The 25739-nt window shown below is 67.2% G+C and carries 27 protein-coding genes; 15 read left to right on the forward strand and 12 right to left on the reverse strand.

Annotation, left to right across the window (positions count from 1 at the left end; translation table 11 throughout):
* The first annotated feature begins 158 nt into the window (after nt 1–158).
* The 4 genes from C8263_RS11155 to C8263_RS18930 are packed head-to-tail and all read left to right on the forward strand — an operon-like array spanning nt 159 to nt 4446.
* Entirely contained in the window at nt 159–659 is a 501-nt protein-coding gene (locus C8263_RS11155) for a type II secretion system protein (RefSeq protein ID WP_107138200.1), read from the forward strand.
* On the forward strand, nt 649–1068 hold the full coding sequence (locus C8263_RS11160; RefSeq protein ID WP_107138312.1) for a type II secretion system protein: 420 nt from the start codon (nt 649–651) through the stop codon (nt 1066–1068). The genes C8263_RS11155 and C8263_RS11160 overlap by 11 nt, the downstream gene beginning before the upstream one ends.
* The gene (locus C8263_RS11165; protein ID WP_158263788.1) at nt 1058–2050 is read left to right on the forward strand and encodes a PulJ/GspJ family protein; all 993 of its coding nucleotides are present in this window, start codon (nt 1058–1060) and stop codon (nt 2048–2050) included. The genes C8263_RS11160 and C8263_RS11165 overlap by 11 nt, the downstream gene beginning before the upstream one ends.
* Entirely contained in the window at nt 2050–4446 is a 2397-nt protein-coding gene (locus C8263_RS18930; RefSeq protein ID WP_146160659.1) for a hypothetical protein, read from the forward strand. The genes C8263_RS11165 and C8263_RS18930 overlap by 1 nt, the downstream gene beginning before the upstream one ends.
* Before the next feature lie 58 nt (nt 4447–4504).
* On the opposite strand, the gene obgE is transcribed toward C8263_RS18930, so the two are convergent.
* The 4 genes from obgE to rplU all read right to left on the reverse strand — a co-directional run bounded on the left by obgE (nt 4505) and on the right by rplU (nt 7471).
* Nucleotides 4505–5848, reverse strand: coding sequence for a GTPase ObgE (gene obgE / locus C8263_RS11175; protein WP_107138203.1), 1344 nt, complete (start codon nt 5846–5848; stop codon nt 4505–4507).
* 116 nt (nt 5849–5964) lie between these two features.
* Entirely contained in the window at nt 5965–6807 is an 843-nt protein-coding gene (locus C8263_RS11180) for a hypothetical protein (protein WP_146160660.1), read from the reverse strand.
* Nucleotides 6808–6884: 77 nt separating this feature from the next.
* Complete coding sequence (rpmA, locus tag C8263_RS11185; RefSeq protein WP_107138205.1) at nt 6885–7157, reverse strand: 50S ribosomal protein L27; 273 nt, start codon at nt 7155–7157, stop codon at nt 6885–6887.
* An 11-nt stretch (nt 7158–7168) separates the two neighbouring features.
* The gene (rplU, locus tag C8263_RS11190) at nt 7169–7471 is read right to left on the reverse strand and encodes a 50S ribosomal protein L21 (RefSeq protein WP_107138206.1); all 303 of its coding nucleotides are present in this window, start codon (nt 7469–7471) and stop codon (nt 7169–7171) included.
* 412 nt (nt 7472–7883) lie between these two features.
* Between rplU and C8263_RS11195 the strand changes: the two genes are divergently transcribed.
* From C8263_RS11195 to C8263_RS11225, 7 genes are all read left to right on the forward strand, one after another.
* A complete protein-coding gene (locus tag C8263_RS11195) occupies nt 7884–8243 on the forward strand; it encodes a DUF1232 domain-containing protein (RefSeq protein ID WP_107138207.1) in 360 nt (119 codons plus the stop codon).
* A gap of 196 nt (nt 8244–8439) precedes the next feature.
* Nucleotides 8440–9138: a hypothetical protein gene (locus C8263_RS11200; RefSeq protein WP_107138208.1), complete on the forward strand. Its 699-nt coding sequence runs from the start codon at nt 8440–8442 to the stop codon at nt 9136–9138.
* A gap of 81 nt (nt 9139–9219) precedes the next feature.
* Nucleotides 9220–9882, forward strand: a complete 663-nt coding sequence (locus tag C8263_RS11205; protein ID WP_107138209.1) for a response regulator transcription factor — start codon at nt 9220–9222, stop codon at nt 9880–9882.
* Nucleotides 9883–9888: 6 nt separating this feature from the next.
* Nucleotides 9889–11319, forward strand: a complete 1431-nt coding sequence (locus C8263_RS11210) for a sensor histidine kinase (protein WP_107138210.1) — start codon at nt 9889–9891, stop codon at nt 11317–11319.
* Nucleotides 11320–11325: 6 nt separating this feature from the next.
* Nucleotides 11326–12108, forward strand: a complete 783-nt coding sequence (locus C8263_RS11215; RefSeq protein ID WP_107138211.1) for a nucleotidyltransferase family protein — start codon at nt 11326–11328, stop codon at nt 12106–12108.
* A gap of 119 nt (nt 12109–12227) precedes the next feature.
* A complete protein-coding gene (locus C8263_RS11220; RefSeq protein WP_107138212.1) occupies nt 12228–12464 on the forward strand; it encodes a ferredoxin in 237 nt (78 codons plus the stop codon).
* Nucleotides 12465–12832: 368 nt separating this feature from the next.
* A complete protein-coding gene (locus tag C8263_RS11225) occupies nt 12833–13768 on the forward strand; it encodes a magnesium transporter CorA family protein (protein WP_107138213.1) in 936 nt (311 codons plus the stop codon).
* A gap of 359 nt (nt 13769–14127) precedes the next feature.
* Here C8263_RS11225 and C8263_RS11230 read toward each other — a convergent pair whose 3' ends face one another.
* From C8263_RS11230 to C8263_RS11250, 5 genes are all read right to left on the reverse strand, one after another.
* Complete coding sequence (locus C8263_RS11230) at nt 14128–14487, reverse strand: DoxX family protein (RefSeq protein ID WP_107138214.1); 360 nt, start codon at nt 14485–14487, stop codon at nt 14128–14130.
* A gap of 59 nt (nt 14488–14546) precedes the next feature.
* Nucleotides 14547–15296, reverse strand: coding sequence for a ribonuclease PH (gene rph / locus C8263_RS11235; RefSeq protein ID WP_107138215.1), 750 nt, complete (start codon nt 15294–15296; stop codon nt 14547–14549).
* A complete protein-coding gene (gene murI, locus C8263_RS11240) occupies nt 15293–16129 on the reverse strand; it encodes a glutamate racemase (RefSeq protein WP_107138216.1) in 837 nt (278 codons plus the stop codon). Before murI ends, rph begins: the two co-directional genes overlap by 4 nt.
* Before the next feature lie 74 nt (nt 16130–16203).
* Complete coding sequence (locus tag C8263_RS11245; RefSeq protein WP_107138217.1) at nt 16204–16533, reverse strand: nucleoside triphosphate pyrophosphohydrolase family protein; 330 nt, start codon at nt 16531–16533, stop codon at nt 16204–16206.
* Nucleotides 16530–17744 carry an aminotransferase-like domain-containing protein gene (locus C8263_RS11250; RefSeq protein ID WP_233218777.1) on the reverse strand — a complete coding sequence of 405 codons (1215 nt, stop codon included), beginning with the start codon at nt 17742–17744 and terminating at the stop codon, nt 16530–16532. Before C8263_RS11250 ends, C8263_RS11245 begins: the two co-directional genes overlap by 4 nt.
* A gap of 224 nt (nt 17745–17968) precedes the next feature.
* Here C8263_RS11250 and fba point away from each other — a divergent pair, with 224 nt between their 5' ends.
* The 4 genes from fba (at nt 17969) to C8263_RS11270 (ending at nt 23329) form a co-directional block, all read left to right on the forward strand.
* Nucleotides 17969–18886 carry a class II fructose-1,6-bisphosphate aldolase gene (gene fba, locus C8263_RS11255; RefSeq protein ID WP_107138218.1) on the forward strand — a complete coding sequence of 306 codons (918 nt, stop codon included), beginning with the start codon at nt 17969–17971 and terminating at the stop codon, nt 18884–18886.
* Between the two features lie 435 nt (nt 18887–19321).
* The gene (locus C8263_RS11260) at nt 19322–20050 is read left to right on the forward strand and encodes a hypothetical protein (RefSeq protein ID WP_146160661.1); all 729 of its coding nucleotides are present in this window, start codon (nt 19322–19324) and stop codon (nt 20048–20050) included.
* A 105-nt stretch (nt 20051–20155) separates the two neighbouring features.
* Nucleotides 20156–22675: a S8 family peptidase gene (locus tag C8263_RS11265; RefSeq protein ID WP_107138220.1), complete on the forward strand. Its 2520-nt coding sequence runs from the start codon at nt 20156–20158 to the stop codon at nt 22673–22675.
* Nucleotides 22676–22912: 237 nt separating this feature from the next.
* Nucleotides 22913–23329 carry a CBS domain-containing protein gene (locus C8263_RS11270; protein ID WP_107138221.1) on the forward strand — a complete coding sequence of 139 codons (417 nt, stop codon included), beginning with the start codon at nt 22913–22915 and terminating at the stop codon, nt 23327–23329.
* A 67-nt stretch (nt 23330–23396) separates the two neighbouring features.
* Here C8263_RS11270 and C8263_RS11275 read toward each other — a convergent pair whose 3' ends face one another.
* The 3 genes from C8263_RS11275 to C8263_RS11285 are packed head-to-tail and all read right to left on the reverse strand — an operon-like array spanning nt 23397 to nt 25727.
* Nucleotides 23397–24311, reverse strand: a complete 915-nt coding sequence (locus tag C8263_RS11275; protein ID WP_107138222.1) for a DnaJ C-terminal domain-containing protein — start codon at nt 24309–24311, stop codon at nt 23397–23399.
* A gap of 32 nt (nt 24312–24343) precedes the next feature.
* The gene (locus tag C8263_RS11280; protein ID WP_107138223.1) at nt 24344–25078 is read right to left on the reverse strand and encodes a VF530 family DNA-binding protein; all 735 of its coding nucleotides are present in this window, start codon (nt 25076–25078) and stop codon (nt 24344–24346) included.
* Between the two features lie 13 nt (nt 25079–25091).
* The gene (locus C8263_RS11285; protein ID WP_107138224.1) at nt 25092–25727 is read right to left on the reverse strand and encodes a nucleotide exchange factor GrpE; all 636 of its coding nucleotides are present in this window, start codon (nt 25725–25727) and stop codon (nt 25092–25094) included.
* Nucleotides 25728–25739: the final 12 nt, after the last annotated feature.

Raw genomic sequence — 25739 nt, forward strand, 5'->3', positions numbered from 1 at the left:
GCCTGTTGCCGGCATGGGGCCCGCCCGGGCCCTCCCTGAATGGGGGAAGGCCACCCATTTGGGGGCCCCCGAATGGGCAGAAAAGGCCGTGCTGTGTGGAAATTTGTGCGGCGATTGTCAGAGGCCGGGTGGCACCTTGAGTGACAGCGAGGTCACCTATGAGGACACCCCACTTTTCTCCCCAGAACCATCGGCAGGGCTTCACGCTCCTTGAACTCCTTATGGTGATGGCGATTCTAGGCATTCTGTTCGGCATTGGCATGGTGAGTTTCCAGAACCTGCGCAATCCGGCGCGGGACACCGCGCGGGCTGTTCACTCCGCTCTCTTCCAGATGCGCGCTGATGCGGCGGCCAATACCCAGGCGCGGCGGCTGGTACTGCTGAGCAACGGGGGTCTGCAGATTCAGAGTGCGCTGCGTTGTGCAGGACCCAATCAGGGAACGTGGACTGTCCAGGGTCTGGTGGAACTCCCCGAACGCATGGCCAGACGGCCAGTTACGCTGACGCGCCAGGGTGGTTCTGTCGATCCCAACGTCATTGTCTGCTACAGCGCCCGGGGGCTGGCTGTCATAGGTGGTCAGCTGAACATCGATGATACGCGCTCACGATACGCCGTGCAGGTGGCGCTCAGCGGAGGGGTGAAGTCCAGTGCGCAGTGAAGCGCAGGTGCAGGCCGGGTTCACAGTGGTGGAACTACTCATTGCGCTGGCAATCCTGGGCGTGGCCATGTCCACTGTGATTAGCGCCATGCTGGCCAACACCAGTCTGAACACCCGCGTGGAGCGCCAAGCCAACGCTGTGCGGGTCAGCGAGCAGGTCATGGAAAGCTACCGGCAACGCACGGACTACGCAGCGCTGCAATTTAATGATCTGTCGCAGACAGTCGTCATGAACGGTCAGACTTACACCGCCAACACGGACTTCTGTCCCAACGATCTGCCGCAAGCCACCAAAAACAGCATGCCGTGCAGCAGCACGTCCGTCTATATCCGTGTGGAGGTGAAACATGGCAACACTGTGCTGCACCGTGCCGAAACGTACTTTACCCAGTTCGGCAATGAATCCTGAGCCTGCCCAGGCTGGATTCACCCTGACCGAACTGCTGGTGAGCATGAGTCTGCTGGCAGTGGTCATGATGGTGGCCTTTTCGCTGTTTGACAGCAGCAACGATCTGGTCGAGTCTGACACTGGCCGCATCATGGCGGCCCAGAACACCCAATCGGCGCTGGACATCATAAGCAACGATCTACGTCAGGCAGGGGAAAACCTGACCAGCCTGCGGATTCCACTGTCTGGTGTGGAATTCAGCAGCACCAATCAGCGCCTGATTGTGCGCCGTGGCATCCCGCCGATGACCGCTGCACAGGTGGGGACTGCCACCGACATGATCAGTCGCCGCCCAGAGATTCTGAGTGTCTGCAAGGTGACGGGGAACCGTGTGCAGGTCATTGGACCGACGCCAGCCGGTAATACGCCGTCCCAGTGTCTTTACAACGGCATTTCCAACTCTGGGACCAGTGGAGATGACACGCGCGTACGCACCTGGCGGATCTTTTTCGGTTCGCAGAGCAACGCACCCCAGGCTGCGCTGCTGTACCGGCCGGCGGGTAACGGCATTGCAGCGGCGTTTGCACCGGTGGTGGTCACCACTATTGGACCGGTTTCCAACCAGGCCGACCTAACCAAACGAGAAGTTCAGCTTGATTTGGCGGACAACGTGCCGGCAGGTTTCTCCAGCACCAACGGCAGTCAGATCATCCTGATTGACCAGCGCCGGTACTGGGTGCAGAACAATGAGCTGAAGCTGGCGGTGGCCGGTCAGACGGACGCCCAGGGTCAGACCGTGGCCTTCGACGTGGACAGCTTGGCGCTGGGTGCCACGCTCGTCAACCCCACCGCCACAGTGAACACCCTTGCCATAGATGGTCCCTGGAACCGCGTGCAGTCGGTCGTCGCCACCCTTCGGGCCCGCAGTGGTCAGGGGCGCAACACGACGCGCAACTTTCAGGCCACAGTCTTCCCCCGCAATGTTGCCAGCGAGGCGCGCTGATGAGCTTGCGCCTTGCAAAGGAGAGTCCATCTGTGATGCCTGCCCACCCGCCTCACCTGCCGCGCACGCAGGGACAGCAGGGGTTTTCCCTGGTGCTGGCCCTGAGTCTGGTGGCCCTGCTGAGCGTCATGCTTATCACCTACTCACTGCTGACCGTGAACAATGCGCGGACCTCCAGCGCCACCTCCAAGGGCAGCGCTGGGTTTTACGCCGCCGAAGCCGCGCTTAATGCCCGCGCCGACCGGGTCCGCACCCTCTTCAAGAGCTTCCGCACCCCACAGGGCACCTCTCCAGATCCAAGTACTACGCCCTGCACGCCCAGCAACATGGGCAGCGACGACCTGCGTTGCGAGGAAACCACCATCGCCGGGCGCAAGGTGGTCAGCTATGTCTGGCGCAGCGAAGACCCGTACACCATCACGGTTCCTGCGGGTGAGCGCTTTGCCGGACTGGTGGGTGAGGAGACGCCCTTTACTGTTCGCAGTCAGGCCCTGAACGCTGCAGGTAACCCCGAAGCCATCGCCAACATGACCTTCCGCAGCCGCGTGGTGCCACTGTTTCAGTTCGCGGTGTTCTTCGACAAGGACATGGAGTTCGACAACACCGCGAAGCTGGAATTCACGGGCCCCATTCACTCCAACGGCAATATCTTCCTGGATTCGGGAACAGGCTCGGATACCTCGTTGACTTTGCGTGGTCAGATCACTGCAGCCTTCGAGATCTATCGTCGTCAAAAGCGGGATAATGTTTGTCAGGGCACAGTTCGCATTGCTGCACAGAACACCAGTCTGGTGGACCTACCTTGCAACACCAATGTGGATACCCCGTATGACAGAGCCTACTATAGGAATCGTTACGGCGGAACGGTAGAACCAAATATTGGAGTATTGGATGTTCCATCGATTTCTGAATTGCAACCCACACCATCTGCTGAGTATTGGCAGAAGGCAGATGTTCGGATTGTCCTGAAGCGCCTAGATACTGTAAACACGATGAATGGCACACTCTGGGAGCCTCAGTTTGTCAGCAGCACGGGGCAAAAGCTCAATCCAGTGGGATGTGTTCAACTGGGGGCTATCACTCTTCCCGCCAACTTTTCGTCAGGCAGCGCCGTGAGCTATACCCAGACCTTTCGGGACACCCGTGAAGCCCGGTACTGGGAAGACCCGTCGCTGGGCAATGCGCCGACCCGAGCCACAAAAACGCTACTGGAGATCGATGTCCAGCGCCTGATGAATTGTATCGAGTCACCCAGCAACACCTCAATCCTGGGGATTTCTGGGGGCTTGCAGAACAGCACTGAGGGCGGTTTGGTGATCTACATGACCTTCGATGATCGTGGTGTTGCGGGAAGCAGCGTGGCGACCAGCCTTCTCAGTGTGCCTCTGACGAACGGAAGCAATGGTGCCATTGCCCAGGCCAATCAACCTGTGGCCAATAATTACGGTGTGCGTCTACGAAACGGTGCCAATATTCGCGCTTCGTCGGGAAATAAGCCCAGAGGGGTTACCTTCGTCACGGATCAAGCCATATATGTCATGGGAAACTTCAACAGCGCGCAGGCCAACAGCGTGGACTGGGTTCCCACCGCCATTCTGGCCGACAGCTTCAACGTGCTCTCTGAACGGTGGATGCAGGCGATCCCTGGCCGCTTCATGCCCGGCACAGAAGCTGCGGCAGGCCGGACGACCTATATCAGTAAAAACGCCTATTGGAAGACGAGCGCGGGGTGGCAGCGTGATGAGGCGAGTCCGATCAAACCCAACCCCTGCACGACCTCGCGTGCTCCCTCGGCGGCTAATGCTTCTATGGCGGCTGGAGCCCCAGGAAGAACGCTCTACCATGCCAAGTGGACCTATCTGGGTGAAACCTACTGCCTATATCGTGATGTGGACATGAATGCCCGATTTCCTACCGCTACGGATCGTCCTGCGGGTGTCTCCACAGCAGTGAATGCGGCGACGGAAGAGACATTTGCCGGTGATGACAAGTCAGGACTCGATTTGATGGCACGACTGGCCGATGACACCACGATCAACGCCGCTATCCTGGCAGGGACCGCGACGACGGTGGCCGAGCGGCAAATCTTTAATGATCTTGCCTCGGATCTTCAGAGTGGTGGGGTTCACAACATGATGCGTTTCCACGAGGAGTGGGGGGCGAACAATGGTCACCCCAATGGTATTCAGCCTTACAACTACCGTGGGTCGCTGGTCAGCTTGGACAGACCGCTGCACGCTTTCGGCTCCTTCCGTGTCGGACAGCCCACCTATAACCCTCCCCTGCGTCAATGGAGGTTCGAGGAGAACTTCCGGCAAATTTCCAAGCTGCCGCCCCTTACCCCCCGCTTCGTGTATATCAAGCAGGAAAACTTCACCCGTGACTTCGAGCAGTAAACGGGTCAACCAAAAAGACAGAGGCCACGTGGCCTCTGTCTTTTTCTCTCCGCAGGGTTTACCCCTGCCGCCCTTCCTCGTCGTCAAAGTATTCGAAGCGGAAGGTGCCGATTTCCACCGTATCGCCCTCGCGGGCCCCGGCACGTTTCAGGGCGTTGTACAGGCCCTGGCGTTTGAACACCCCACCCAGATACTCAGACGCCTCGTCCATGTACCGCGAGAACCGCACGATCCGCGCCTCGAAGCTGCCGCCGTGAATCTCCCAGACGCGTTCGGGCTGGCCGGTGCTGACAATGCCCACGCCGCGCGCCGGGGGGTCCTCGCGGAAGACCACGCGCAGCGGCTCCTCGGCCACCGTGTCCAGTTCAATGTCCAGCGCGTGGCTCTGGGCCCACAGCTCGCGGTCAGGCAGCATCTGAAACAGGGCCTCGCGCAGTTCGGGCAGACCATGGCCTGCCTTGGCGCTCACCCGGATCACCGGCAGGCCAAACTGGGCCAGTTCGTCCTCTACCATGGCGGCGAGGTCCTCGTCGGTCAGCTCCACCTTGTTCAGGGCCACCAGGGCCACCTGCTCCAGCAGGGTGGGGTCATAGGCCTGCAACTCGGCCTGCAGCTGGCGCAGTTCGCCCACCGGGTCGCGGGTCACGTCCAGCACGTATACCAGTACCCGCGTGCGGCTGATGTGCCGCAGGAACTCCAGGCCCAGGCCCTTGCCCTCGCTGGCGCCCTCGATAATGCCGGGGATGTCGGCCAGGGTGAAGCGCTCGTCCAGCGGCTGGCCGTGGCCGTCCAGACGGTCCACCACGCCCAGAATGGGGGAGAGGGTGGTAAACGGGTAATCGGCAATCGCCGGATTTGCCCGCGAGAGGGCTGCTAGCAGACTGCTCTTGCCCGCGTTGGGGTAGCCCACCAGCCCCACATCGGCAATCAGGCGCAGTTCCAGGCGCACGCGGCGCTTCTGGCCGGGCGTGCCCAGTTCGGCAAAGCGGGGGGCCTGCCGGGTGCTGCTGGCAAAGGTGCTGTTGCCGCGCCCGCCAGAGCCGCCGCGCGCAATCACCTTTTCCTCGCCCACCCGCACGAGGTCGGCGATCACGCGGCCCGAGTCCTCGTCGAAGGCGGTGGTGCCCACCGGCACGTCAATGTAGATGTCTTCGCCGTCGGATCCCTGGCGCAGGCGGCCCTCGCCGTAGGCGCCGTTGGGGGCCTTGAACTTGCGCTTGCCCACCAGCCGCTCCAGGCTTTCCACGCCCTCAATGGCGCGCAGGATCACGCTGCCGCCCCGGCCCCCGTGCCCGCCGTCCGGGCCGCCCTTTTCCATAAACTTGGCGCGGTGAAAGGACATGCTGCCGTCCCCACCGTTGCCAGCGGCCACCTCAATTTTCAGAACATCACGGAACGCCACAATAACTCCTTTACGCGCGCCTGGCACCCGCCGGCAACGCGAACGCGGCCTGACCGGGCGGCCGCTGCTGTTCCCACGCGGGCCGCGGCGGTCAGGCCGCAACGCCTGTCAGTCTATCAGGGAAGTGTCCCGGCGCCCCGGCGGGCAGCCCAGCGCCGCGCCGCAAGACTGAGGCCCAGTACGGTCAGCGCGGCGGCGCCCAGGGTCCAGCCTGGGGCGGCCCACAGGGCGTCTCCAGCCGTCAGCACCAGCATGGCCAGTAGGGGAGCCAGCAGCGTCGCCCAGAACAGGCTGCTGCCCAGCGACACCCACCACGCTTCCTGGCCTGCGCGCAGCGCTGTCCGGGGCAGCGTCCCCAACACCCCCAGCACCAGCCCACCCGCCAGGCTCACGGCGACCACAGCGCCGGCCAGTTCCAGCGGGCCCAGGTCAAGGGTACGCCACGACAGGGCGTTCAGGCCTCCCAGGACCAACCCCAGGGCTGCCAGAACGCGGGAACCTGGCGCCGCTGCCAGAAGACCCAGCGCGGCTGCAAAGGTGACCAGCCCCGTCACCCACAGAACGCCAGCCAGCAGCGGCGACCCTGTGCGTGGCGGTGGGGGCAACAGCGTCGGGGACGGCGGCCAGCGGTACAGCGTTCCTGCCGCTGAGGTGAGGGTAAGTTCAAACCCCTCCCTGGTGGCCGGGCGCAGGCGGATGACGCTGGCCCGGGCGGCAGGCCAATGGGCCAGCGCTGGCATGGCCTGGGCGCAGGACTGACCCGCCCAGACGGCGGGCAGCTGGCTGGACGGCGAGTCCACTTGCTGCTGGGTGAGGGCAATCACGCAGCGGCGCAGGGTGTTTCGGGCGCCGACCTCCAGCGCCTCACGCCGGGCCGCGTCAGGGGCGGGGACGGGGGACGCGGCGAGGACGGCCCCGGTGCCCAGCAGCAGGGCCATGCTCAGGAGGCAGCTGGACATGCCCCTTGTTGTACCGCGCCCGGGCCAGCAAAAGAGCCGGCGACCACGGGGGTCACCGGCCCAGATGCTGGGGGCGCTCAGTCAGCAGCGGTTGCGACAGGCACTTCAACAGAGATGAAGCGGCCCTTGGCGCCACGGTTGGTGAACACGACCTTGCCGCTTTCCAGGGCGAACAGGGTGTGGTCACGGCCCATGCCCACGTTGGGGCCGGCCTTGAACTTGGTGCCGCGCTGACGCACGAGGATGTTGCCGGCCAGCACCTGCTCGCCGCCGAACTTCTTCACGCCCAGATACTTGGGATTGCTGTCACGGCCGTTCTTGGACGAGCCTACGCCTTTCTTGTGTGCCATTTCAGTTCACCTCAGCCTTTGATGCCCAGAATCTTGATGGCGGTGTAGTCCTGACGGTGGCCCGTGCGGCGGCGGTACTGAATGCCGCTCTTGTACTTGCGCACGTAGATCTTGGCGCCACGGCCGTGCTCCACCACTTCGGCGCTGACCGTGAACTTGCCGGCCGCGTCCCCGAAGGTGACCTGCTCGCCGCCCACGAAGAGGGGGGTCAGGTCCAGCTTGTCGCCGGCCTCGCCCTTCAGGCTCTCGACGCGGATCACGTCGCCTTCCTGCACGCGGTACTGCTTCCCGCCCGTCTGAATGATTGCAAACATCTTTGTTCCTCCTGCCGCGCGCCCGAAGACGCTGCTTGTCGGGCGGCTGTGGCGTTGTCGTTGCCCCCACGCATTCCTGGCGGGTCACCAAGAGCGGAGTGTACCACAGCGGGGGGCGCCATGAAAACGGGAACGCCACCCGTGTCCGGGGCGGTCAGGCACCAGGGCACGGGGCGAGCAGGCAAACGCGGCGTTCTGCGCGCAGGGCGCGGCAGAAAGAGCGTGAATTGCGTGCGGGTTCCCGTGTCTGTGAACGTGTCCTCGCGGTACACGTGGGCTCGCGGGGTGCGAGCCAGTCTGCGCTGACCTCCGGCGCTGGCTGCCCTGAGGGGGCGGCGCAGCGGACCCGTCCAGCATACCACGGCCGCCCCGGGCTGGGAACGGCGGCGCCCCGGGGCGCGTATGAGGAGGCGTGATCACCCGGATTCGTGCCGTGTGGCGTGACGCCCTGGCCCTGCTGTTTGCCCTGGGGGACCGTCAGACCCCGGTGGGCGCCCGGCTGCTGGCGCTGGCGGCGCTGGCCTACGCCCTGCTGCCCCTGGACCTGCTGCCCGACCTGACCCCGCTGCTGGGGGTGGCGGATGACGCGCTGGTGGTGCCGGGACTGCTGGCGCTGGCGGCGCGCACCCTGCCCGCACCGGTTTACCAGGCGGCGCAGGGCCGCAGCCTGGCCCTGCAGCGGCGCCTGCCCTGGCTGATTCCGGGGGTGGCGCTGGGCACCCTGGCCCTGGTGGGCCTGCTGGGCTGGGCCCTGTGGCAGGCGATCAGGTAAGTACGTTGCACCTCACGTTACGACTTTGCAGGAGAGCACCGCAAAGTCTCCACTCCCGGTGCAACGTACTTTTTTCGATACTCGCTCCGCTCGGTTGATCTAAAGATCAACAGCGAGCTACTTAGCACGCCGGTATCCTTCAGTCAAGCGGAGGCGGGCAGCCAACGCCAGGTCATTAAACTAAGCTTTCGAGTTGATGAAAAAGCCTCTGTCCCTGCTGGTTCTGGCGCCTCTGGCCCTGGCCTCGTGCAACTTCTTCAACACGCCCAAGCCTGAAACGGGTGTGAGCGGCACCGTGGTGGAGAGCAAGGTCACCGCAGATGCCACTGGCAACTACACCCTGCCCACCACCGCCTGGACGGGCGGCGCCGGCAAGATCGTCCTGAGCACCTTCGTGAGCGGCAGCCCCAAGGCCCTGACCGAGACGGCGCTGTCGGCCCAGGGCGGCTTTGCCCTGACCAGCCTGCCGGTGCCCACGAGCCTGACGAAATACAGCGCCAACACTACGGCGGGCTGCACCGACACCACGGTGATCAGCGACAAGGAAGCCCAGATTGGCGACGGCCAGTTCACGGTGGATGCCACCAAGGACGGCCCCGTGGCCCTGATGTCGGTCACTGGCAAGACCATGAGCGCGGGCAGCCTGAGCTACGCCGACCGCAACTTCACCTGGAAGGGCAGGGTCGAGTGTAAAGACCCCGCAGGCAAGGTGACCTCCGTCTACGACGTGGACGTGCGACTGGTCAAGGGCTGGAACTGGGTCAACTACAGCGGCACGCCCGCCACCGCCAGCACCCCGGCCACCGCCACCCTGCGCAGCGGCGTGCCCGCAGGCGCGCAGTGGATCTACCTCAACGCCGGCGCCGCCAGCCTCAGTATCAGCAGCCTGTTCTAAGACAAGGCTGTTCCCAGGCCCCTGCCGGTTGGCGGGGGCTTTTTTGCGCTGGTTTAACCCGGCGGCTCTACACTGCCTGCCATGAGACTGCTGCTGGTGGAGGACGACGCCCGCATCGCGCAGCCCACCGCCAGCGCGCTGCGCGAGGCCGGATACGACGTCACCTGGGCGCAGACGGGCCCCGGGGGCCTGGAACAGGCCGCGCTGGGTGACTTTCCGCTGGTGGTGCTGGACGTGATGCTGCCCGGCATGGACGGCTTTGCGGTGGCGCGCGAACTGCGCGATACGGGCGTGGACTCGGCCATTCTGTTTCTGACCGCGCGCGGCGAACTGACCGACCGGGTGGAGGGCCTGGACCTGGGCGGCGACGCCTACCTCGTCAAGCCGTTTGCCATGCCCGAGTTGCTGGCCACCCTGCGGGCCCTGTCGCGCCGGGAGCGGGGGCAGGGCGCGCCGCGCGTGGGCTTTGGCGCCGGGCGGGGCCTGCTGGACACGGTGGCCCGCACCGTGGCCTGGGACGGGCAGGAGGTGGCCGTCACCGGGCGCGAATACGCCCTGCTGGAAACGCTGGCCCTGGCCCCGGAGCGCTGGTTTTCCCGTGAAGACCTGATTGACCGGGTGTGGGGCCCCAGCTTTGGGGGCGAGGCCCGGATTGTGGACGTTTATGTGCGCTACGTGCGGCGCAAGCTCTCACCGGACGCCATCAGCTCTGAGCGGGGGCGGGGCTACCGTGTGGCGCGTTAGGGGCCCATGCGCCTGAAGCCGGGCCGCCTGACCCTGCGTGCCCGGCTGGCCCTGTGGGCGGCGCTGGCCACCGGGCTGGCCGTGGCCCTGGTGGCGGGGGGCCTGTACGTGGCGGTGAACGGCTTTCTGCGTCAGGCCCAGGCGCAGCGCCTGAACAGCGCCGTGGAAGCTGTGCAGGGCCGGGTGGAAGGGCTGCTGCGCCCCCAGCGCACCGGGCCCGGCGACGGGCCAGAAGAGCTGCTGTCCTCGCTGCTGGGAGTGGCCACGATCTCGCAGGCCGACCTGGAGCGCGTGGCCCGCGAGGTGGACGGGCAGGGGCTGGCCCTGCGGGTGGTGGCGCTGCAAGGCGGCGAGCTGCGCGCGGTGGGCACTACCGCCTTTCCGCCAGGGGTGGCCCTGACCCTGGCCCCGGGCCTGCACGGGGGCGCGGACGGCGCGGCTCTGCTGCTGGTGCGGCCCCTGCGCGGCAACGCCCTGCTGCAGATTGCCCTGGACACCCGCGCCCTGAGTGAAGCCCAGCGGGCCTTTGGCCGGGCGCTGACCCTGCTGCTCCCGCTGGCCCTGGGCCTGTCGCTGCTGCTGGGCTGGCTGGTGGCCGGGCGGCTGCTGCGCCCGGTGCGCGCCCTGGAAACGGCGGCGCGCGCGGTGGGCGCGGGCGGTGATCTGCGCCGCCCCCTGCCCGGCGCCGGCGAGGGCGACGAACTGGCGCGGCTGGCTCTGACCCTGCAGGGCGCCTTTGCCCGGCTGGCCGAGGCCCGTGACCGCGAGCAGGGCTTTCTTCGCGCCGCCGCCCACGACCTGCGCTCGCCGCTGGCCGCGCTGACGGCCCGCGTGGAGGGCACGCTGGCCCGCGACCGCGACGCCCAGCGCTACCGCGCCGACCTCAAGGAAATCGGCACCGACATCACGCGGCTGTCCACCCTGGCCAACCACCTGCTGCTGCTGGCCCGCGACCCGGCCGCCGTGCAGCGCGCGCCCGTGCCGCTGCGGGAGCTGGCCGCCGAGGCTGTGGACCGCGCCCGCGAACAGGACCCCCTGGCCGACGTGGACCTGCATGCCCCCCAGGCGGTCACGGTGCCCGGGGACCGGGTGCTGCTGGGGCAGGCCATCTGGAACCTCACCACCAATGCGGTGCGCCACGCGCCGGGCGCGGCGGTAACGGTGGGGATAGAGGCGACCCCGCAGGGCGCCGTGGTGACCGTCAGCGACGACGGTCCGGGGGTGGACGCGGCCGTCCTGGCGCGGCTGGGCGAAGCTTTTTACCGCCCGGACGCCAGCCGCACCCGGGACACAGGCGGGCACGGCCTGGGGCTGGCGCTGGCGCGGCAGGTGGCAAGCCTGCACGGCGGCACCCTGACCCTGCGCAGCGCTCCAGGGCAGGGGTTTACCGCGCAGCTGCACCTGCCTGCGGTCCCCGGGGCCGGTCTGCTACCCTGAGCCGCAATGAACAGCCAGAACGGAGCGCACTGGAGCGCGGTGGTGCTGGGCGGCGGCGATCCCGGCGATCCCTTTGCCGCCGCGCACGGCGTGAAGGTCAAACCACTGATTCCGGTGGCTGGCGTGACCATGGCCGAGCGGGTGCTGCGCGCCCTGCGGGACAGCGGCGAGGTGGCGCGGGTGGCCTACGTGGGCCCCACCACCCCGGCCCTGGACGCCCTGATTGACGAGCGCGTGACCGACCACGGCACCCTGCTGAGCAACCTGGACGCGGGGGTGGAGGCGCTGCGGGCGGCTGGACTGCGGCCCGGGGAACGGGTGCTGGTGGTCACGGCCGACATTCCGCTGCTCACCGCCGCTCAGGTGCGCGACGTGCTGCACGCGGCCCCGGGAGACGCCGCGCTGGTGTATCCCGTGGTGCGCCGCGACGCCTGCGAGGCGGCCTTTCCCGGCGTGAAACGCACCTACGCCCGCCTGAAAGACGGGGTGTTCACGGGCGGCAACCTGTTCCTGCTGGACCCGGCGCTGATCGGGCAGTTTCTGCCCCGGCTGCGCGAGGTGCTGGCTGCCCGCAAGGCCCCGCTGCGGCTGGCGGCCCTGATTGGGCCCGGCATTCTGCTGCGGCTGGTTACCGGGCGCCTGAGTGTGGCGCAGCTGGAAGCCCGGGTCTCGGGGCTGCTGGGGGTCACGGCCCGCGCGCTGGTCACGCCGCACGCGGCGGTGGGCACCGATGTGGACAAGGACAGCGACCTGGAACTGGTGGAGCGCCACCTGAACCTGCCAGCCTGAACCGCGTTCCAATCCTGAGCTGCGGGGTCGGTTTTGCGCGCCTGAACGTGAAAAACGTCCAGGCATCCTGTGGGGTTTCGCCCTTGCGGCGGCCCCGCAGCGTGTGCATACTGTCCCCCATGCCTCACGTGATCGTTAGCCCCTGCATCGGTGTCAAGGACCAGGCTTGCACCGAGGTCTGCCCGGTGGAATGCATTTATGACGGGGGAGACCAGTTTGTCATTCACCCCGACGAGTGCATTGACTGCGGTGCGTGCGTGCCTGCCTGCCCGGTCAGCGCCATCTTCCCCGAGGAGGACGTGCCCGGCGGCGAGGAAGACTTCATCGTGAAAAACCGCGTTCACTTCGGCCTGTAACGCGCGCGCTGGCGCCGGCCCTTCCCACCCGCTGGGGAGGGCCGTTGCCGTGCCCCTTGCTGACACGCGCCCGGCGGGGCTAGCATGGCAGCGCTGCGCCCGAACCGGCGCGCGTGTGCCTGTGACGCACAGGGGAGGTGATGACGTGAGCCCAGAACCCTTTACCCTGGACGGCGAACCGCCCAGTTTGGCCCGACCCCTGCGAGTCTTTCTTCTGCTTCTGGAGGTCGCGTCATGCGCCGTTCCCTGCTGTGCTGCACCCTGAAAAGTTTTCCTTGGCGCGGTGGCCACCTGCCCGGTCTGTGCCCCACCCCCCCAGGGCCTGCTGAAAAGCTGGGCCCCCTGGTCCTGCCCGCCCGGAGGCCCGCATGCTGACGTACTACCGCAGCGTCGGCGGAAAGCTCACCACGCTGGACCATTACGTGGACGGCTGCTGGATCAACGCCGCCGATCCCAGCCCGGAAGAACTGGCCCGGGTCAGCCGGGACACCGGCCTGGACCTGGATTACCTGAGTTATCCCCTGGACCCGGATGAACGCTCCCGCTTCGAGCGCGAGGACGGGCACCTGCTGATCATCATGCAGACGAGCTACCGACTGGCCGAGGACAGCGATATTCCCTACGACACGGTGCCGCTGGGGATTCTGCACACCGACCACTGTCTGGTAACGGTGTGCGCGCTGCCGGAAAATCCGGTGGTCAAGGACGTGCTCAGCGGGCTGGTGCGCCGGGTGAGCACCGTCAAGAAAAACCGCCTGACGCTGCAGCTGTTCCTGCGCAACGCCCAGCGCTTTCTGATTGACGTGCGGCAGATCAACAAGCGCGTGGACACGATTGAGGACAAGCTGGAGAACAGCCAGCAGAACCGCGAACTGCTGAACCTGCTGAAGCTGGAAAAGAGCCTTGTGTACTTCCTGACCGGCCTGAAAGCCAACGAGGCCATGATGGAGCGGGTCAAGCGTGACCGCATTTTCGAGATGTACGAGGAAGACAGCGATCTGCTGGACGACGTGCTCATCGAGAACCTGCAGGCCATCGAAATGGCCAGTATCGCCAGTAACATTCTGACCAGCATGGCAGGCGCCTTTGCCAGCGTCATTTCCAACAACGTCAATCAGGTGGTCAAGGTGCTGACCGTGACGACCATTCTGGTGGCCATTCCTACCCTGGTCACCAGCATTTTTGGCATGAACGTGCCCATTCCCTTCGCCGAGAACCCCAACGGCATCTGGATTGTGCTGGCGCTGGCGGTGGCCCTGGCCGGCACCCTGGCGGGGATCTTCTACCGCCTGCGCGTGCTGTAAACCGCCGCAGGGGCCGGGACCATGACAGTCTCGACCCCTGGACTTGGACTTCTTGGCGGCTCCTGGCCCGGCTTATACGGACTGCCGTCTGTTCTGCCGACACATCCGCTCTGTTCCAATGTGCCGGCGCCATCCCCGGAGGGACGTGTTGCTCCTGCTCGCGCTGCGAAGCCGCTCTCCGAGTCCGTCTTATACGGACTGCCGTCCATTTCCGGAACATCCGGGAAGAAGGGGGATGTTCCCCGCCTTCGGCGCTGTTCCAGCCCAATTCCCGGAAATCCGCATTTGTTCCTGCGCCCTCTGGTCGAAAAAATTCCATAATGTGTTACGGAATTTTTCGGAAGCCGTATTACTCCCGCTTACTCCCGCCCAGTGAGGTACAGCAGCGCGCCCAGCAGCGCCAGATTTTTCAGGAACTGGGTCTGCTGTTGCGCGCGCTCCTTGCCTTCCTTGTCCCAGAAGGGGTGGCCAATAACAGTGGTGGGAATCAGGCTGGCGGCCAGGGCCGTGGCGCTGACGCGTGGGGCCACGCCCAGGGCCAGCAGGGCGCCGGCGCCGACCATCACGCCGCTGTTGACCTTGACGGCCAGTTCGGGTTCGGGCACCTCGGCGCCGCGCGCGGCGCGCACGATGGGTTCGGGGTGTTGCAGGTGGTCCAGGCCGCTTTTGATAAAGATGCTTGCGAGCAGCGCCCGCCCGATGAATCTCGTCACGCTCATGCCGTGTGCCCTCCTTTGAACTGCCCCGGAGTGTAGCGCAGGGCGCCTCAGGGCCGTCTTCAGAGCCCCTGAATCACCGCCAGCTGCCGGGTGATCTCGCGCATCACGTCCTGCACGGCGGCGGTGCCGGTGGACAGCAGGCGCACATATTCCTCGTGGGTCAGGGCGCCTTCCTCGGCGCCGCCCTGCACCTCCACGATCAGGCCGGCGTCGGTGGCCACCACGTTCAGGTCGGCGCGGGCGGCCTTGTCCTCCTGGTAATCCAGGTCCACGCGCACCTCGTCGCCCAGCAGGCCCACGCTGATGGCCCCCACATTGCGGGCAATAGGCCAGTCGGTCAGCTGCCCCTTCTGAATCAGTCGGTCGCAGAAGTCGTGCAGGGCGGCGTGCCCGGCCAGAATGCTGGCTACGCGGGTGCCGCCGTCGGCCACCAGCACGTCGCAGTCCACGTACAGGGTCTGGTTCCGAAAGAAGCGCAGGTCCATCCCTGCGCGCAGCGCCCGGCCCAGCAGGCGCTGGATCTCGTAGCGACGCCCATTTTGCAGGTTGCGCTCTCTCGCCTGCCTATCTGTGGTGGCGCGCGGCAGCATGGAGTACTCGGCTGTCAGCCAGCCTTCTTTCTTGCCGCGCATGTGGGGGGCAGGCTTTTCTTCCAGGGTCACGGTAGCCAGGATCTCGGTGCGGCCCATGATCAGGTGGGCGCTGCCCGGGGCGTGCGGATTCACGCCGCGCTTGACGGTGACGGGCCGGGGGGTGAGGGGGTCGCGGCCCTCGCGGGCGGGAAACTTGCTGGATTGGGGGGCAGTCATGGGTGCAGGCGCTCGATTCTGGGCGCGGGGGCCCGGTGGAGTTCTGCTCCATTGTGCATGTTTGCTGCCAGCAGTGCGGCGAACACGGGGGCCGAGCGTGCCGGGTCGCCGGTTACGAAGTAGCGCACTCTGCCTGAGGCCGTGTCCGGCGCGCGCAGCCCGGCGCCGTCCAGCACGCGCCGGGTGTGCCGCGCCACCGCCGCGCCGCTGTCCAGCAGGGCGAAGGTGGTGCCAAATTCGGCGCGGATGCTGGGCGCCAGAAAGGGGTAGTGCGTGCAGCCCAGGACCAGCTGGTCGGCCCCCGCCTGTACCAGCGGGGTCAGGACCTCGCGCAGCACGGCCCGGGTCTGGTCATGGTCCGCCTTGCCCGCTTCCACCAGGGGCACCAGCTCGGTGCTGACCGCGTTCAGCACCCGCACGCCCGCCGGCCCGGCCCATTCGCGCACCACGTCGGCCAGCAGGGTGCCGCGCAGGGTGCCGGGGGTGGCCAGCACGCCCACCACACCGCTGCGCGTGGCCTGCACGGCGGGTTTCACCGCCGGGACCAGCCCAATGATGGGCATGTCAAAGCGGGCGCGCAGGTGCGCGAGGCTGAAGGCCGAGGCGGTGTTGCACGCCACCACCACCGCGCCGGCGCCCAGGCCATGGAGCGCCGTGACCGCGCGGTCGGTCAGGGTGCGGATGTCCTCGTCGGACCGGGCGCCGTAGGGCACGTGGGCGGTGTCGGCCAGATACAGCAGGTCCTGGCCCGGCAGCGCGCGGCGCAGTTCGGCCAGCACGCTCAGGCCACCCACGCCGGAATCAAAGACGCCCAGGGGCGCGGTGGGGCTCATGGCTGCCAGTGTAGAAGGGGAGGGGGCCTTGGCCCAAGTGCGGGGGCGGGGGACAGGCCGGCGGTGAACCGGGCCTATCCCGGGCTGGGGGCCGCTGCCGGGCCCTGCGCCTGTTCGGCCCGCGCCCGCTGGCGGTCCAGGCTTTCCACCGCCGAGACCGCCACTGCCGCCACCTGAATCAATTCGGCGCGGTAATCGTCCAGGCTGCGTGCCCCGCGGAGGTCGGCCTGCTTGTCGAACTGGGTGAACAGGTGCTCCAGCGCCGCGTTGTTCGCCTCGCCCACCTCTTCACCCAGCACCATCAGCCACACGGCGGGGTCCAGGTTCTGCTCACCCCACCTGGCCTCCTGGCGCTGACGTTCACGCTGGACCTCGGCCAGCACGCCGGGTGTGGCCCGGGTCATGCGGTCAGCGCCTCTTGCAGCAGCCCCCCCAGGGCGCGAATGCCGGTGTCGATCTGCGCCGGCGTGGCGTTGGAGTAGCTCAGGCGCATGGTGTTCTCGCCGCCGCCCAGGGCGTAGAAGGGGCGGCCGGGCACGTAGGCCACCTGGCGCTCCACAGCGCGGGGCAGCAGGGCCTCGGTGTTCACGCCCCCCGGCAGCGTGAGCCACAGGAACATGCCGCCCTGAGGCGTGGTGTGCTCCACCCCGGCCGGAAAGTGTGCCTGCATGGCCCGCAGCATGTGCTGTGCCCGCTCGCCGTACGCCCGGCGCACCCGCTCAATCTGGCGGGGCAACACGTCGTGCACCAGTTCGGCCATGATCATCTGGTTGAGGGTGGGCGTGTGCAGGTCCGAGCCCTGCTTGGCCTGAATGAGCTTGGCGATGATCGGCGCGGCGGCCTGCACCCAGGCGTCGCGCAGACCCGGGGCCAGGGTCTTGGAAAACGAGCTGGAATACACCACATGGTTGCGGTCCGGGTCGCCGTGCAGCTGCAGGCCCAGTTCGTAGAGGCTGGGGGCCGCCTCGCCCGAAAAGCGCAGCTGGCCGTAGGGGTCATCCTCAATGACCAGCACGCCGTACTGCGCCGTCAGCTCGACCAGACGCTGCCGGCGCTCGGCACTCAGGGTGCGCCCGGTGGGGTTCTGGAAGTTGGGAACGGCGTACAGCAGCTTGGCCCGTTCCCGCTTCAGCACCTCTTCCAGGGCGTCCACGTCTATGCCGCCGTCATCGGTGGGCAGCTGCACGTAGCGCGGCAGGTACGGCTGAAATGACTGCAGCGCGCCCAGGTAGGTGGGGGCTTCCACCAGCACGGTGTCGCCCTCGTCCAGCAGCACCTTGCCCAGCAGGTCCAGCCCCTGCTGGCTGCCGGTCACAATCTGCACGTTGCTGGCGGGAATGCCGGCCTGCGCGCCAATCCACTCGCGCAGCGGCGGGTGGCCCTCGGTGGTGGAATACTGCAGCGCCGCCGCGCCCGCGCGGTCCAGCACCGCGTTCGTGGCCGCGCGAACCTCCTCAATGGGAAACAGTTCCGGCGCTGGCAGGCCCCCGGCAAACGAGATCACGTCCGGGCGCTGGGTGATTTTCAGAATCTCGCGGATGGCGCTGGCATTCATGGTGCGGGCCCGGCGCGACAGGGCGCTGGCCGGGTCAAACGCGGCAGGGGGGCGGCTCATGGAGTCCATGCTACGCCCGGCGCGCTGGCCCCCCCGCCCGGTCGTGTGGACGCCCCGGGGCACCGGGCCGCGCAAGCCAGTAAAGTGGGGGCGCTCACAGTGGCCCGCGTGGGGATCAGGCGCCCGCCCCTCCCCCGCTGGCCCGTGAACATGGTTTCTGGCCCAGTCCGGTTCCGGCCGCCCCTGGCACCCGCCGGACCACCGCGCCCCAAGGAGGCACTCCCATGCTCGTCACTGGTAACGACATCCTGGTTCCCGCCCGCGCTGGCAAGTACGGCGTGGCCTCGTTCAACACGAACAACATGGAGATCACGCAGGCGATCATCCACACGGCCGAGAAGCTGCGCAGCCCCGTGATGGTGCAGATGAGCGAGGGCGCCATCAAGTACGGCGGGCAGGATCTGGCGAACATCGTCATTGACCTTGCCCAGCGCGCGACCGTGCCGGTGGCGCTGCACCTGGATCACGGCTCGTCTTACGAATCGGCCCTCAAGGCCATCAAGATGGGCTTTACCAGCGTCATGATTGACGCCTCGCACCACCAGTTCGAGGAGAACGTCAAGGAAACCCGGCGCGTGGTGGAAGCTGCGCACGCCATGGGCATCAGCGTGGAATCCGAGCTGGGGCGCCTGGGCGGCATTGAAGAGCACATCGTGGTGGACGAGAAAGACGCCTTCCTGACCGACCCCGAGGAAGCCGTGCAGTTTATCGAGCAGACCGGCACCGACTACCTGGCCATTGCCATTGGCACCAGCCACGGCGCATACAAGGGCAAGGGCCGCCCCTTCATTGACCACGCGCGCATCGAGAAGATTGCGCAGCTCACCAGCATTCCGCTGGTGGCCCACGGCTCCAGCGGCGTGCCCGCCGAGATCGTGGAGCGATTCCGCACCGGCGGCGGCGTGATTGGCGACGCGGCCGGCATTGCCGACGAGGACCTGCAGCGCGCCACCGGCCACGGCATTGCCAAGGTGAACGTGGACACCGACCTGCGTCTGGCCAGCACCGTGGCCATCCGCGAAGCCCTGAACGCCAACCCCAAAGAGTTCGACCCCCGCAAGATCTTTGGCCCCGCCCGCGACCTGATGAGCCAGATCGTGGAGCACAAACTGACTGTGCTGGGCAGCGTGGGCAAGGCCTGAACCGCAGCTGTTTATTCCCTCGCTGTTGATCCCCCGGCCGACCGGGCGGGCTGGGACAGCGGCGCCGCAGAGCGAGTGACGAACAACGTGCCTCACCCCGGAAATGGAAACGGTTCGGCGCGGTTCTGATACAGACTGCCGTCTGTTCTGCCAACACATCGGCTCTGTTCCAATGTGCCGATGCCACGCCCGGAGGGACGTGATGCTCATGCCCGCGCTGCAAAGCCGCTCTCCGGGTTTGTCTGAAACGTTGGACTGGGGGAGGGGTGAGGCCCTTCAAACCCCTGTGCGCGCCGGTCCCTGATCCTGGGGGCCGGCGCGTTGCTGTGTGCGGCCGGGCCCCAGGCCGAGCTGACGCCCACCTGATGGACGCTTCATGATTCTGCCGCCCGGCAACGGGGAATTCTCACCCGCCAGGGCTATGCTCGCCAGTGCATGACGCTGGCCCGGCCCCTCTGTGCAACTGCTCTTGTGTCTGGCCTGCTGGTGGCCGGATACGGCTTCGGGGCGTCCTCGGCCCCTGTACCCTCACCGCTGGCCCCCTCACTGCTGACCAGGTTGAGCGCCCTGCTGCCCCAGACGGCGCAGCCGGTGACCCTGCTCACGCGCCGCTCCAGCATCTCGACAGTGCAACTGGAACTGCGGGTAGCCAGCGTGGGCGGCGACCCGGCAGTCCTGCGCCAGATCGCCGTGAGCGCCGCGCGTGGCGTGCCACCGGTGTACGACGAGCGCCTGAATATCACCCGTGAGGAATTCAAGAAATACGTGGTGTTTCAGGAAACGCTGGCCTCCACGGGCAAGACCTTCCGCCTGTCGGTCACACGTGACGCTGGCCGCGTGACGTTTGGGGACGGTCCCTCCATGAATGGGGTGCTGCGCGGCGTGAGTGTTGACCTGAAAACCGGCGAGATGCGCTCGCCAGAAGGCTTCAGTGCCCGGCCGGTCAGCGTGCCGCCCAACGACGACCCCAGCCGGGGCCTGGAAGTGCGCACCGGCTTTCAGTGGCGCATTTTCGGCAACGGCAGTGCGGGGCGCGCCGTGAACGGCACCCTCAGCCTGCTGCAGCTGAACAGCGGGCGAATTGTGCTGGCCTACACGCGTAACAGCATGCTGGACTACAAGCTGAATGTGGGCGAGCTGATCGTCGAATACACCCGGCCCTGAGGCACCCGGGCCCTGGGCTGGCCCTGATGCCCGCCTGACCGCAGGTCAAGGTGTCCTCACCTTCTCTTCAGGGCACGTCACGGCGCGGCGCCTACCCTGGGCGACATGAAGAGGAATCTGCTGATGCTGGGCGCGGCCCTGACCCTGGGAGGGCTGTCCCAGGCCCACGCGGGGCGCCTGTCGCCCACCCTGTTGCAGCGCGCGCAGCAGGGCGACCAGACGCCCGTGGGCGTGATTGTGCGCTTTCAGTTCGCCAACGACGAGCGGGGCCGGGCCCAGTTCAAGAACCTGCGCGGGCAGCTGAACAGCCGCCTGGCCCAGCTGGGGCCGGCAGCGGGCTTCGTGAAGCAGGCCATCAATTCCGGCAAGGTCACGGAACTGTGGCTGGACCAGAGCATCTACCTGCCCCTGACGCCGGTGCAGGCGCGCGCCCTGGCCCTGCTGCCCTTTGTCTCGGACGTGTTCGAGAACTTCAAGGTGCAGATTCCCAAGCCGCAGCGCGCTGTGGCCCTGAGCGCCGCTGCGGCGGCCCCCGGCGAGGCGTGGCACCTGGCCAAGATCGGCGCCCCGCAGGCGTGGGCCGCCGGTTTCAAGGGTCAGAACGTGAAAATTGGGCACCTGGACAGCGGGATTGACGCGGGCCACCCCCAGCTGAACGGCAAGGTGCGGGCCTTCGCTGAATTCAACGCGGCCGGTGACCGGGTGCAGGGCGCGGCCACCCGCGACACCACCAACCACGGCACCCACACAGCGGGCCTGCTGGTGGGCGACACCGTCGGCGTGGCCCCCAGCGCCACAGTTATCAGCGCGCTGGTGCTGCCGAACAACGAGGGCACCTTCGCCCAGGTGATCGCCGGTATGCAGTACGTGCTGGACCCCGACAACAACGCGGCCACCGACGACGGCGCCGACGTGGTGAACATGAGCCTGGGTATTCCCGGGACCTTTGATGAATTCATCGTGCCCGTGCAGAACATGCTGCAGGCAGGCGTGGTGCCGGTCTTCGCTATCGGTAACTTCGGTCCCTCTCCGGCCAGCACTGGCAGCCCCGGCAACATTCCCGATGTGATTGGCGTGGGCGCTGTGGACCGCAACGGGCAGGTGGCCTCCTTCAGCAGTCGTGGCCCGGTGAACTGGAACAGCACGATCAAGGGCGTGTTCGTGAAGCCCGACATTGCCGCGCCCGGGGTGGAAATCACCAGCGCCTTTCCCAATGGGCAGTACGGCGCTCTGAGCGGGTCCTCTCAGGCCAGCCCCATCGCGGCGGGCGCTGTGGCGCTGATGCTCTCGGCCAAACCCGGCGCGGGCGTGGACGCGATCAAGAACGCCCTGTACACCAGCGCCAGCAATGCGGGCAGCAAGAACAACAACGTGGGCTACGGCCTGATCAGTGTGCCCGGCGCTCTGGGCAAGCTGGGCGTGGGGGGCGCCGCTCCTGCGCCCACCCCGCCTGCGCCCACACCACCCGCCCCCACGCCCCCGGCGCCGACCCCTCCTGCGCCCACGCCACCTGCTCCCACGCCGCCGGCGGCCCCCACGGGCCCGGCCGGCTACACCCTGTGCGCCATTGAGGGCAGCAAGTGCGACTTCAGTGGCCAGAAGGACGCCGCCTTCGGCACGGCCGGCAAGTACCTGACCGGGATTGGCACCGACGGCTTTAACTGCACCGTGGCCGAATGGGGCCGCGACCCTGCCCCGGGCCAGCGCAAGGGCTGCTTTATCAAGGACCGCCCCGGCGCGGCCCCCGCGCCCACGCCGCCTGCACCGGCACCCACCCCGCCCAGCAGCGGCAAGAAACCGCGCGTGCTGCTGGTCGATGACGATATGGGCCAGGGCGCCGACGTCACGAACGCGCTGCGTGAGGCCATCAAGGCGAACGCGGTGAGCGGCGGGGCCTTTGTGTGGAACACCCAGAGCCAGGGCGCCGTGCCCCTGAGCGAGATGCGGCGCGCTGACATCGTGGTGTGGGCCACGGGGGAGCAGTATCAGAACACCATCACGGCGGCTGACCAGAACCTGCTGCGCCAGTATGTGGACGGCGGCGGCAACCTGCTGATCACTGGCCAGGACATTGGCTATGACATCGGCACCAGTGCCTTTTACACCAGCGTGCTGAAGACGCGCTTTGTGGCCGACAGCAGCGGGCAGGCCAAGTTCGTGACCCGCGGGGCCTTTGGCAACACGGCCTTTACCCTGAACGCCCAGGGCAGCGCAGGCAACCAGTACTACCCCGATGTAATTGCCGACCAGGGCGGCAGCAGCGTGGTGGCTTCGTGGGGCACGGCCAACGCCACGGCGGGCACCATCACTGCCCAGAGCATCCGCGTGGACCCCAACCGCAACCGCGCCGCCCAGAAGGTGCAGGACCCACGCGGACTGGTGGAGCAGATCGCGGCCAACCTGATCGGCGGCATCCTGAACCAGATTCTGGGCGGCAATACCCAGGCCCAGAACCGCAACCAGCCGCGCGTGAGTGCCCAGAATGCGGGCGAGAACGCCGGGGCCATCGTGGCGAACGACGCGGGCAAGTACCGCACCGTGACCATGGGCTTCGGGCTGGAGGGCCTGACACCCAACAGCCGCACCATCCTGATGAAGACCGCCTTTGACTGGCTGATGAAGTAAGAGCAGCAGTCTGGGCACAGAGGCCGCCTCAGGGATACCCCGGGGCGGCTCTGTTGTGAAAGGAGTGACTGGCACAGCCGCAGGCAGCCGGGAGATGCTCCGTTTGCGGCCCCAGAAGAGAATGGGCTGCTCGCTGTCCAGAGGCGCCCTTTCCCTCAAGGCGGGCTGTAGGGTTTCTGCGGCTGGCCTTTTTCGTTTTCCCATGCGGCTCTGCTGGGCGCCTTTTACCTTCGGGGTATGCCGACCCTCAAAGACATCATGACCCGCGACCTCACCACCACCGACCCCCGCGCCACCCTGAAGGAAGTCGCCACCCTGATGCGTGAGCAGGACATTGGCAACGTGCTGATCATGGACGGCGAGACGCTGCGCGGCATCATCACCGACCGCGACATCGTGGTGCGCGCCGTGGCCTACGGGCACGACCTGGGCAGCGTGGCCAGCGACTACGCCACCGGCAGCGTGTTCACCCTGGACGCCGGCACCGACGTGCAGGACGCGGCCCGCCAGATGGCCCAGCGCCAGGTGCGTCGCCTGCCCGTCACCGAGAACAGCCAGGTGGTGGGCATCGTGAGCCTGGGCGACCTCGCCACCCGGACCTCCGGCGGCGCCGACGAGCAGGCGCTGCAGGGCATCAGCCAGCCGACCATCTGACGACAGGGCAGCGGGCCACCCCGAGAGTCTGTGGGGGGTGGCCCGCTGCCGTGGCCCTGGCGCCTGCCTAGCCCAGATCGCGCAGCCGGCGGTACAGCTCTTTCTGTTCCTCGCTCAGCTGCGCGGGCACGGTCACGTTCAGCTTCACGTACAGGTCGCCGCGCGTGCCGTCCTTGCGGGGCCAGCCCTGCCCACGCAGCCGCATGCGGCGCCCGCCACTGCTGCCCGGCGGCACGCTCAGGTTCCCCTTGCCGGAGAGCGTCTGCACCGTCACGTCGCCGCCCAGGGCCGCCACCGGGGCCGGCACGTCCACGCTGGTGCTCAGGTGGTCGCCGTCCAGGTCAAAACGGGCGTCTTCCAGCACACGGATGGTCAGCAGCACGTCGCCGCCGCCGGGGCCCTGGCCCGCCAGCCGCAGCCGGGCGCCGTCTCGGGTGCCGGCGGGCACGCGCAGCGACAGGCGTTTGCCGTCCACGTTGATGACCTCGTCACTGCCGTGAAAGGCCTCTTCCAGCGTCACCTGCAGCTCGCCTTCCACGTTCTGCACGAAGCGGCGGCCCTGTCCGGCGCCGCCTAAGCCACCCAGCAGGTCCTCCAGGTTGACCTGGGCGCCCTGGAAGCCGGGGCCCGCGCCGCCCCCACGCCGCCCACCGCCGCCGAACAGGCCCTGGAAAAAGTCGCTGAACTGCCCCGGATCAAATCCCGAGAAGTCCCCGCCCTGAAATCCGCCCGCGCCGGGCCCCGCGTAGCCGGGGGGCACCTGCCCGGTGTGACCAAACTGGTCGTACACCTTGCGCTTTTCCGGGTCGGAGAGCACGGCGTACGCCTCGCCAATCTCCTTGAAGCGTTCGGCGGCCTTCTCGTCGCCGGCGTTCTTGTCGGGATGGTACTGCTTGGCCAGCTTGCGGTAGGCACTCTTGATATCCGCGTCGGACGCGCCGCGCGACACGCCCAGCACGTCGTAATACTCCTTGTAGGCCATAACACCTCCTTTCAGTCGGTGGGTCGAAGGGGCTAGGGGGCAGCCGGGCCCAGCTTGTTCAGGACGGCTTTCAGGCCGTAGGCGCGGGCCATTTCCAGGGCGGTGTGGCCGCGCTTGTCGCTGGCCTCCGGGTCGGCGCCGTGCGCGAGCAGCAGGTCCAGCACATCGGTGCGGGGAGCGCGGCGGCCGGTTTGGTAGGCCAGCCCCTCCACATCCACGGTGTGCAGCAGGGGCAGCCAGTACCGGGGGTCGTTCACGTTGGCGCCCTTTTTCAGCAGCTCGCGGATAAACGTGGGCGGTGCGTCCCGGTCAATGGCAAGGTTCAGCAGCGGCAATTTCTCGCGCTCGGGCCAGAAGGACACGTCCTGCACGAAGCCCAGCAGGGTGCGCAGCGCCTCCTCGGGCTGGCCGTGGCGCAGCGCCCAGCCCAGGGCCTCGTGGGCCCGGGTCTGGCTCGGGGCCTTCAGGTCCGCAGCCAGCGTTCCGGCTTTCAGGGCGGCAATCAGCGGGTTGGCGTCCTCGCGGCGCACCAGCTGGCGGTACTCGCCTTCCACCTGTTCGCGTGCCCAGCCCACCTTGCGCAGAAACTTCAGGCTGCTGCCCACGCTGGGGCTCTGTTGAAAGCACTTCACCGGAATGCGGCGGCCCAGTTCTTCCCAGCCGTATTCATCGTGCAGGTGCGTGACCAGCCGTTCCAGCGTCACGCCGTGCAGGGGATCACGCGGCGCCGTTGATGGCTGACGCTCCTGCCCTTCTCCATCACCCATCAACGGTTCCCCCTCACCCTTTCCTGCTCACGACCACGCGCGCCGGGCGCACCAGGCGGTCCCCCATGCGGAAGCCCAGCTGGTACACCTGCACGATAACGTCGTCCTCGTCGCCGGGCACCACCTGCAGCGCCTCGTGCCACTGGGGGTCAAAGGCCTCGCCCTCCTTGCCCGTGGCTTCCAGCCCCAGGCCAGCAAACACGCCCAGCACCTTGCCCTGCACGGCCTGCATGCCGGGAATCAGCTTGGCGGGATCGGCGGCGCCCATGGTCACGGCGCGGTCCAGGTCGTCGTAAACCGGCATCAGGGCCTCGGCGGCCTTGCTGACGCCCTGCCCCTGCGCGGCCTGCACGTCGTCCTGGGTGCGGCGGCGGTAGCTTTCAAAGTCGGCGGCCAGACGGGCCAGGCGGCCCTTGAGCTCGGCGTTTTCCTTTTCCAGCTCGTCGGCGCGCCCCAGCTTGGCCATCATCTCCTGCACCTGGCCCAGCATGCCCTCGTCCATGTCGTTCAGGCCGGCAAACATGGTGTCGGCGTCCTCTTCCATGTTGTCGGTATCGGTCTCGGGAAGGTCCAGGCCGGTGTCGGCATCAATGGTCTTGGCTTCTGCGGTGGACGGGTCGGTGTCGCCGGGTTTGTGCTCATCAGTCATTTTGGGGCCTCG

Source organism: Deinococcus arcticus, assembly GCF_003028415.1.
In the GTDB taxonomy this organism is placed as follows: domain Bacteria; phylum Deinococcota; class Deinococci; order Deinococcales; family Deinococcaceae; genus Deinococcus; species Deinococcus arcticus.

Coding starts and splice junctions, on each gene's coding strand:
- C8263_RS11265 (WP_107138220.1), top strand. CDS start 20,156: ATGAAGAGGAATCTGCTGATGCTGGGCGCGGCCCTGACCCTGGGAGGG.
- C8263_RS18930 (WP_146160659.1), top strand. CDS start 2,050: ATGAGCTTGCGCCTTGCAAAGGAGAGTCCATCTGTGATGCCTGCCCAC.
- C8263_RS11280 (WP_107138223.1), bottom strand. CDS start 25,078: ATGGGTGATGGAGAAGGGCAGGAGCGTCAGCCATCAACGGCGCCGCGT.
- C8263_RS11200 (WP_107138208.1), top strand. CDS start 8,440: ATGAAAAAGCCTCTGTCCCTGCTGGTTCTGGCGCCTCTGGCCCTGGCC.
- C8263_RS11155 (WP_107138200.1), top strand. CDS start 159: ATGAGGACACCCCACTTTTCTCCCCAGAACCATCGGCAGGGCTTCACG.
- C8263_RS11215 (WP_107138211.1), top strand. CDS start 11,326: ATGAACAGCCAGAACGGAGCGCACTGGAGCGCGGTGGTGCTGGGCGGC.
- C8263_RS11205 (WP_107138209.1), top strand. CDS start 9,220: ATGAGACTGCTGCTGGTGGAGGACGACGCCCGCATCGCGCAGCCCACC.
- C8263_RS11285 (WP_107138224.1), bottom strand. CDS start 25,727: ATGACTGATGAGCACAAACCCGGCGACACCGACCCGTCCACCGCAGAA.
- rpmA (WP_107138205.1), bottom strand. CDS start 7,157: ATGGCACACAAGAAAGGCGTAGGCTCGTCCAAGAACGGCCGTGACAGC.
- murI (WP_107138216.1), bottom strand. CDS start 16,129: ATGAGCCCCACCGCGCCCCTGGGCGTCTTTGATTCCGGCGTGGGTGGC.
- C8263_RS11180 (WP_146160660.1), bottom strand. CDS start 6,807: ATGTCCAGCTGCCTCCTGAGCATGGCCCTGCTGCTGGGCACCGGGGCC.
- rph (WP_107138215.1), bottom strand. CDS start 15,296: ATGACTGCCCCCCAATCCAGCAAGTTTCCCGCCCGCGAGGGCCGCGAC.
- C8263_RS11250 (WP_233218777.1), bottom strand. CDS start 17,744: ATGAGCCGCCCCCCTGCCGCGTTTGACCCGGCCAGCGCCCTGTCGCGC.
- C8263_RS11260 (WP_146160661.1), top strand. CDS start 19,322: ATGACGCTGGCCCGGCCCCTCTGTGCAACTGCTCTTGTGTCTGGCCTG.
- rplU (WP_107138206.1), bottom strand. CDS start 7,471: ATGTTTGCAATCATTCAGACGGGCGGGAAGCAGTACCGCGTGCAGGAA.
- C8263_RS11165 (WP_158263788.1), top strand. CDS start 1,058: ATGAATCCTGAGCCTGCCCAGGCTGGATTCACCCTGACCGAACTGCTG.
- C8263_RS11275 (WP_107138222.1), bottom strand. CDS start 24,311: ATGGCCTACAAGGAGTATTACGACGTGCTGGGCGTGTCGCGCGGCGCG.
- C8263_RS11270 (WP_107138221.1), top strand. CDS start 22,913: ATGCCGACCCTCAAAGACATCATGACCCGCGACCTCACCACCACCGAC.
- C8263_RS11245 (WP_107138217.1), bottom strand. CDS start 16,533: ATGACCCGGGCCACACCCGGCGTGCTGGCCGAGGTCCAGCGTGAACGT.
- fba (WP_107138218.1), top strand. CDS start 17,969: ATGCTCGTCACTGGTAACGACATCCTGGTTCCCGCCCGCGCTGGCAAG.
- C8263_RS11230 (WP_107138214.1), bottom strand. CDS start 14,487: ATGAGCGTGACGAGATTCATCGGGCGGGCGCTGCTCGCAAGCATCTTT.
- C8263_RS11220 (WP_107138212.1), top strand. CDS start 12,228: ATGCCTCACGTGATCGTTAGCCCCTGCATCGGTGTCAAGGACCAGGCT.
- C8263_RS11210 (WP_107138210.1), top strand. CDS start 9,889: ATGCGCCTGAAGCCGGGCCGCCTGACCCTGCGTGCCCGGCTGGCCCTG.
- C8263_RS11225 (WP_107138213.1), top strand. CDS start 12,833: ATGCTGACGTACTACCGCAGCGTCGGCGGAAAGCTCACCACGCTGGAC.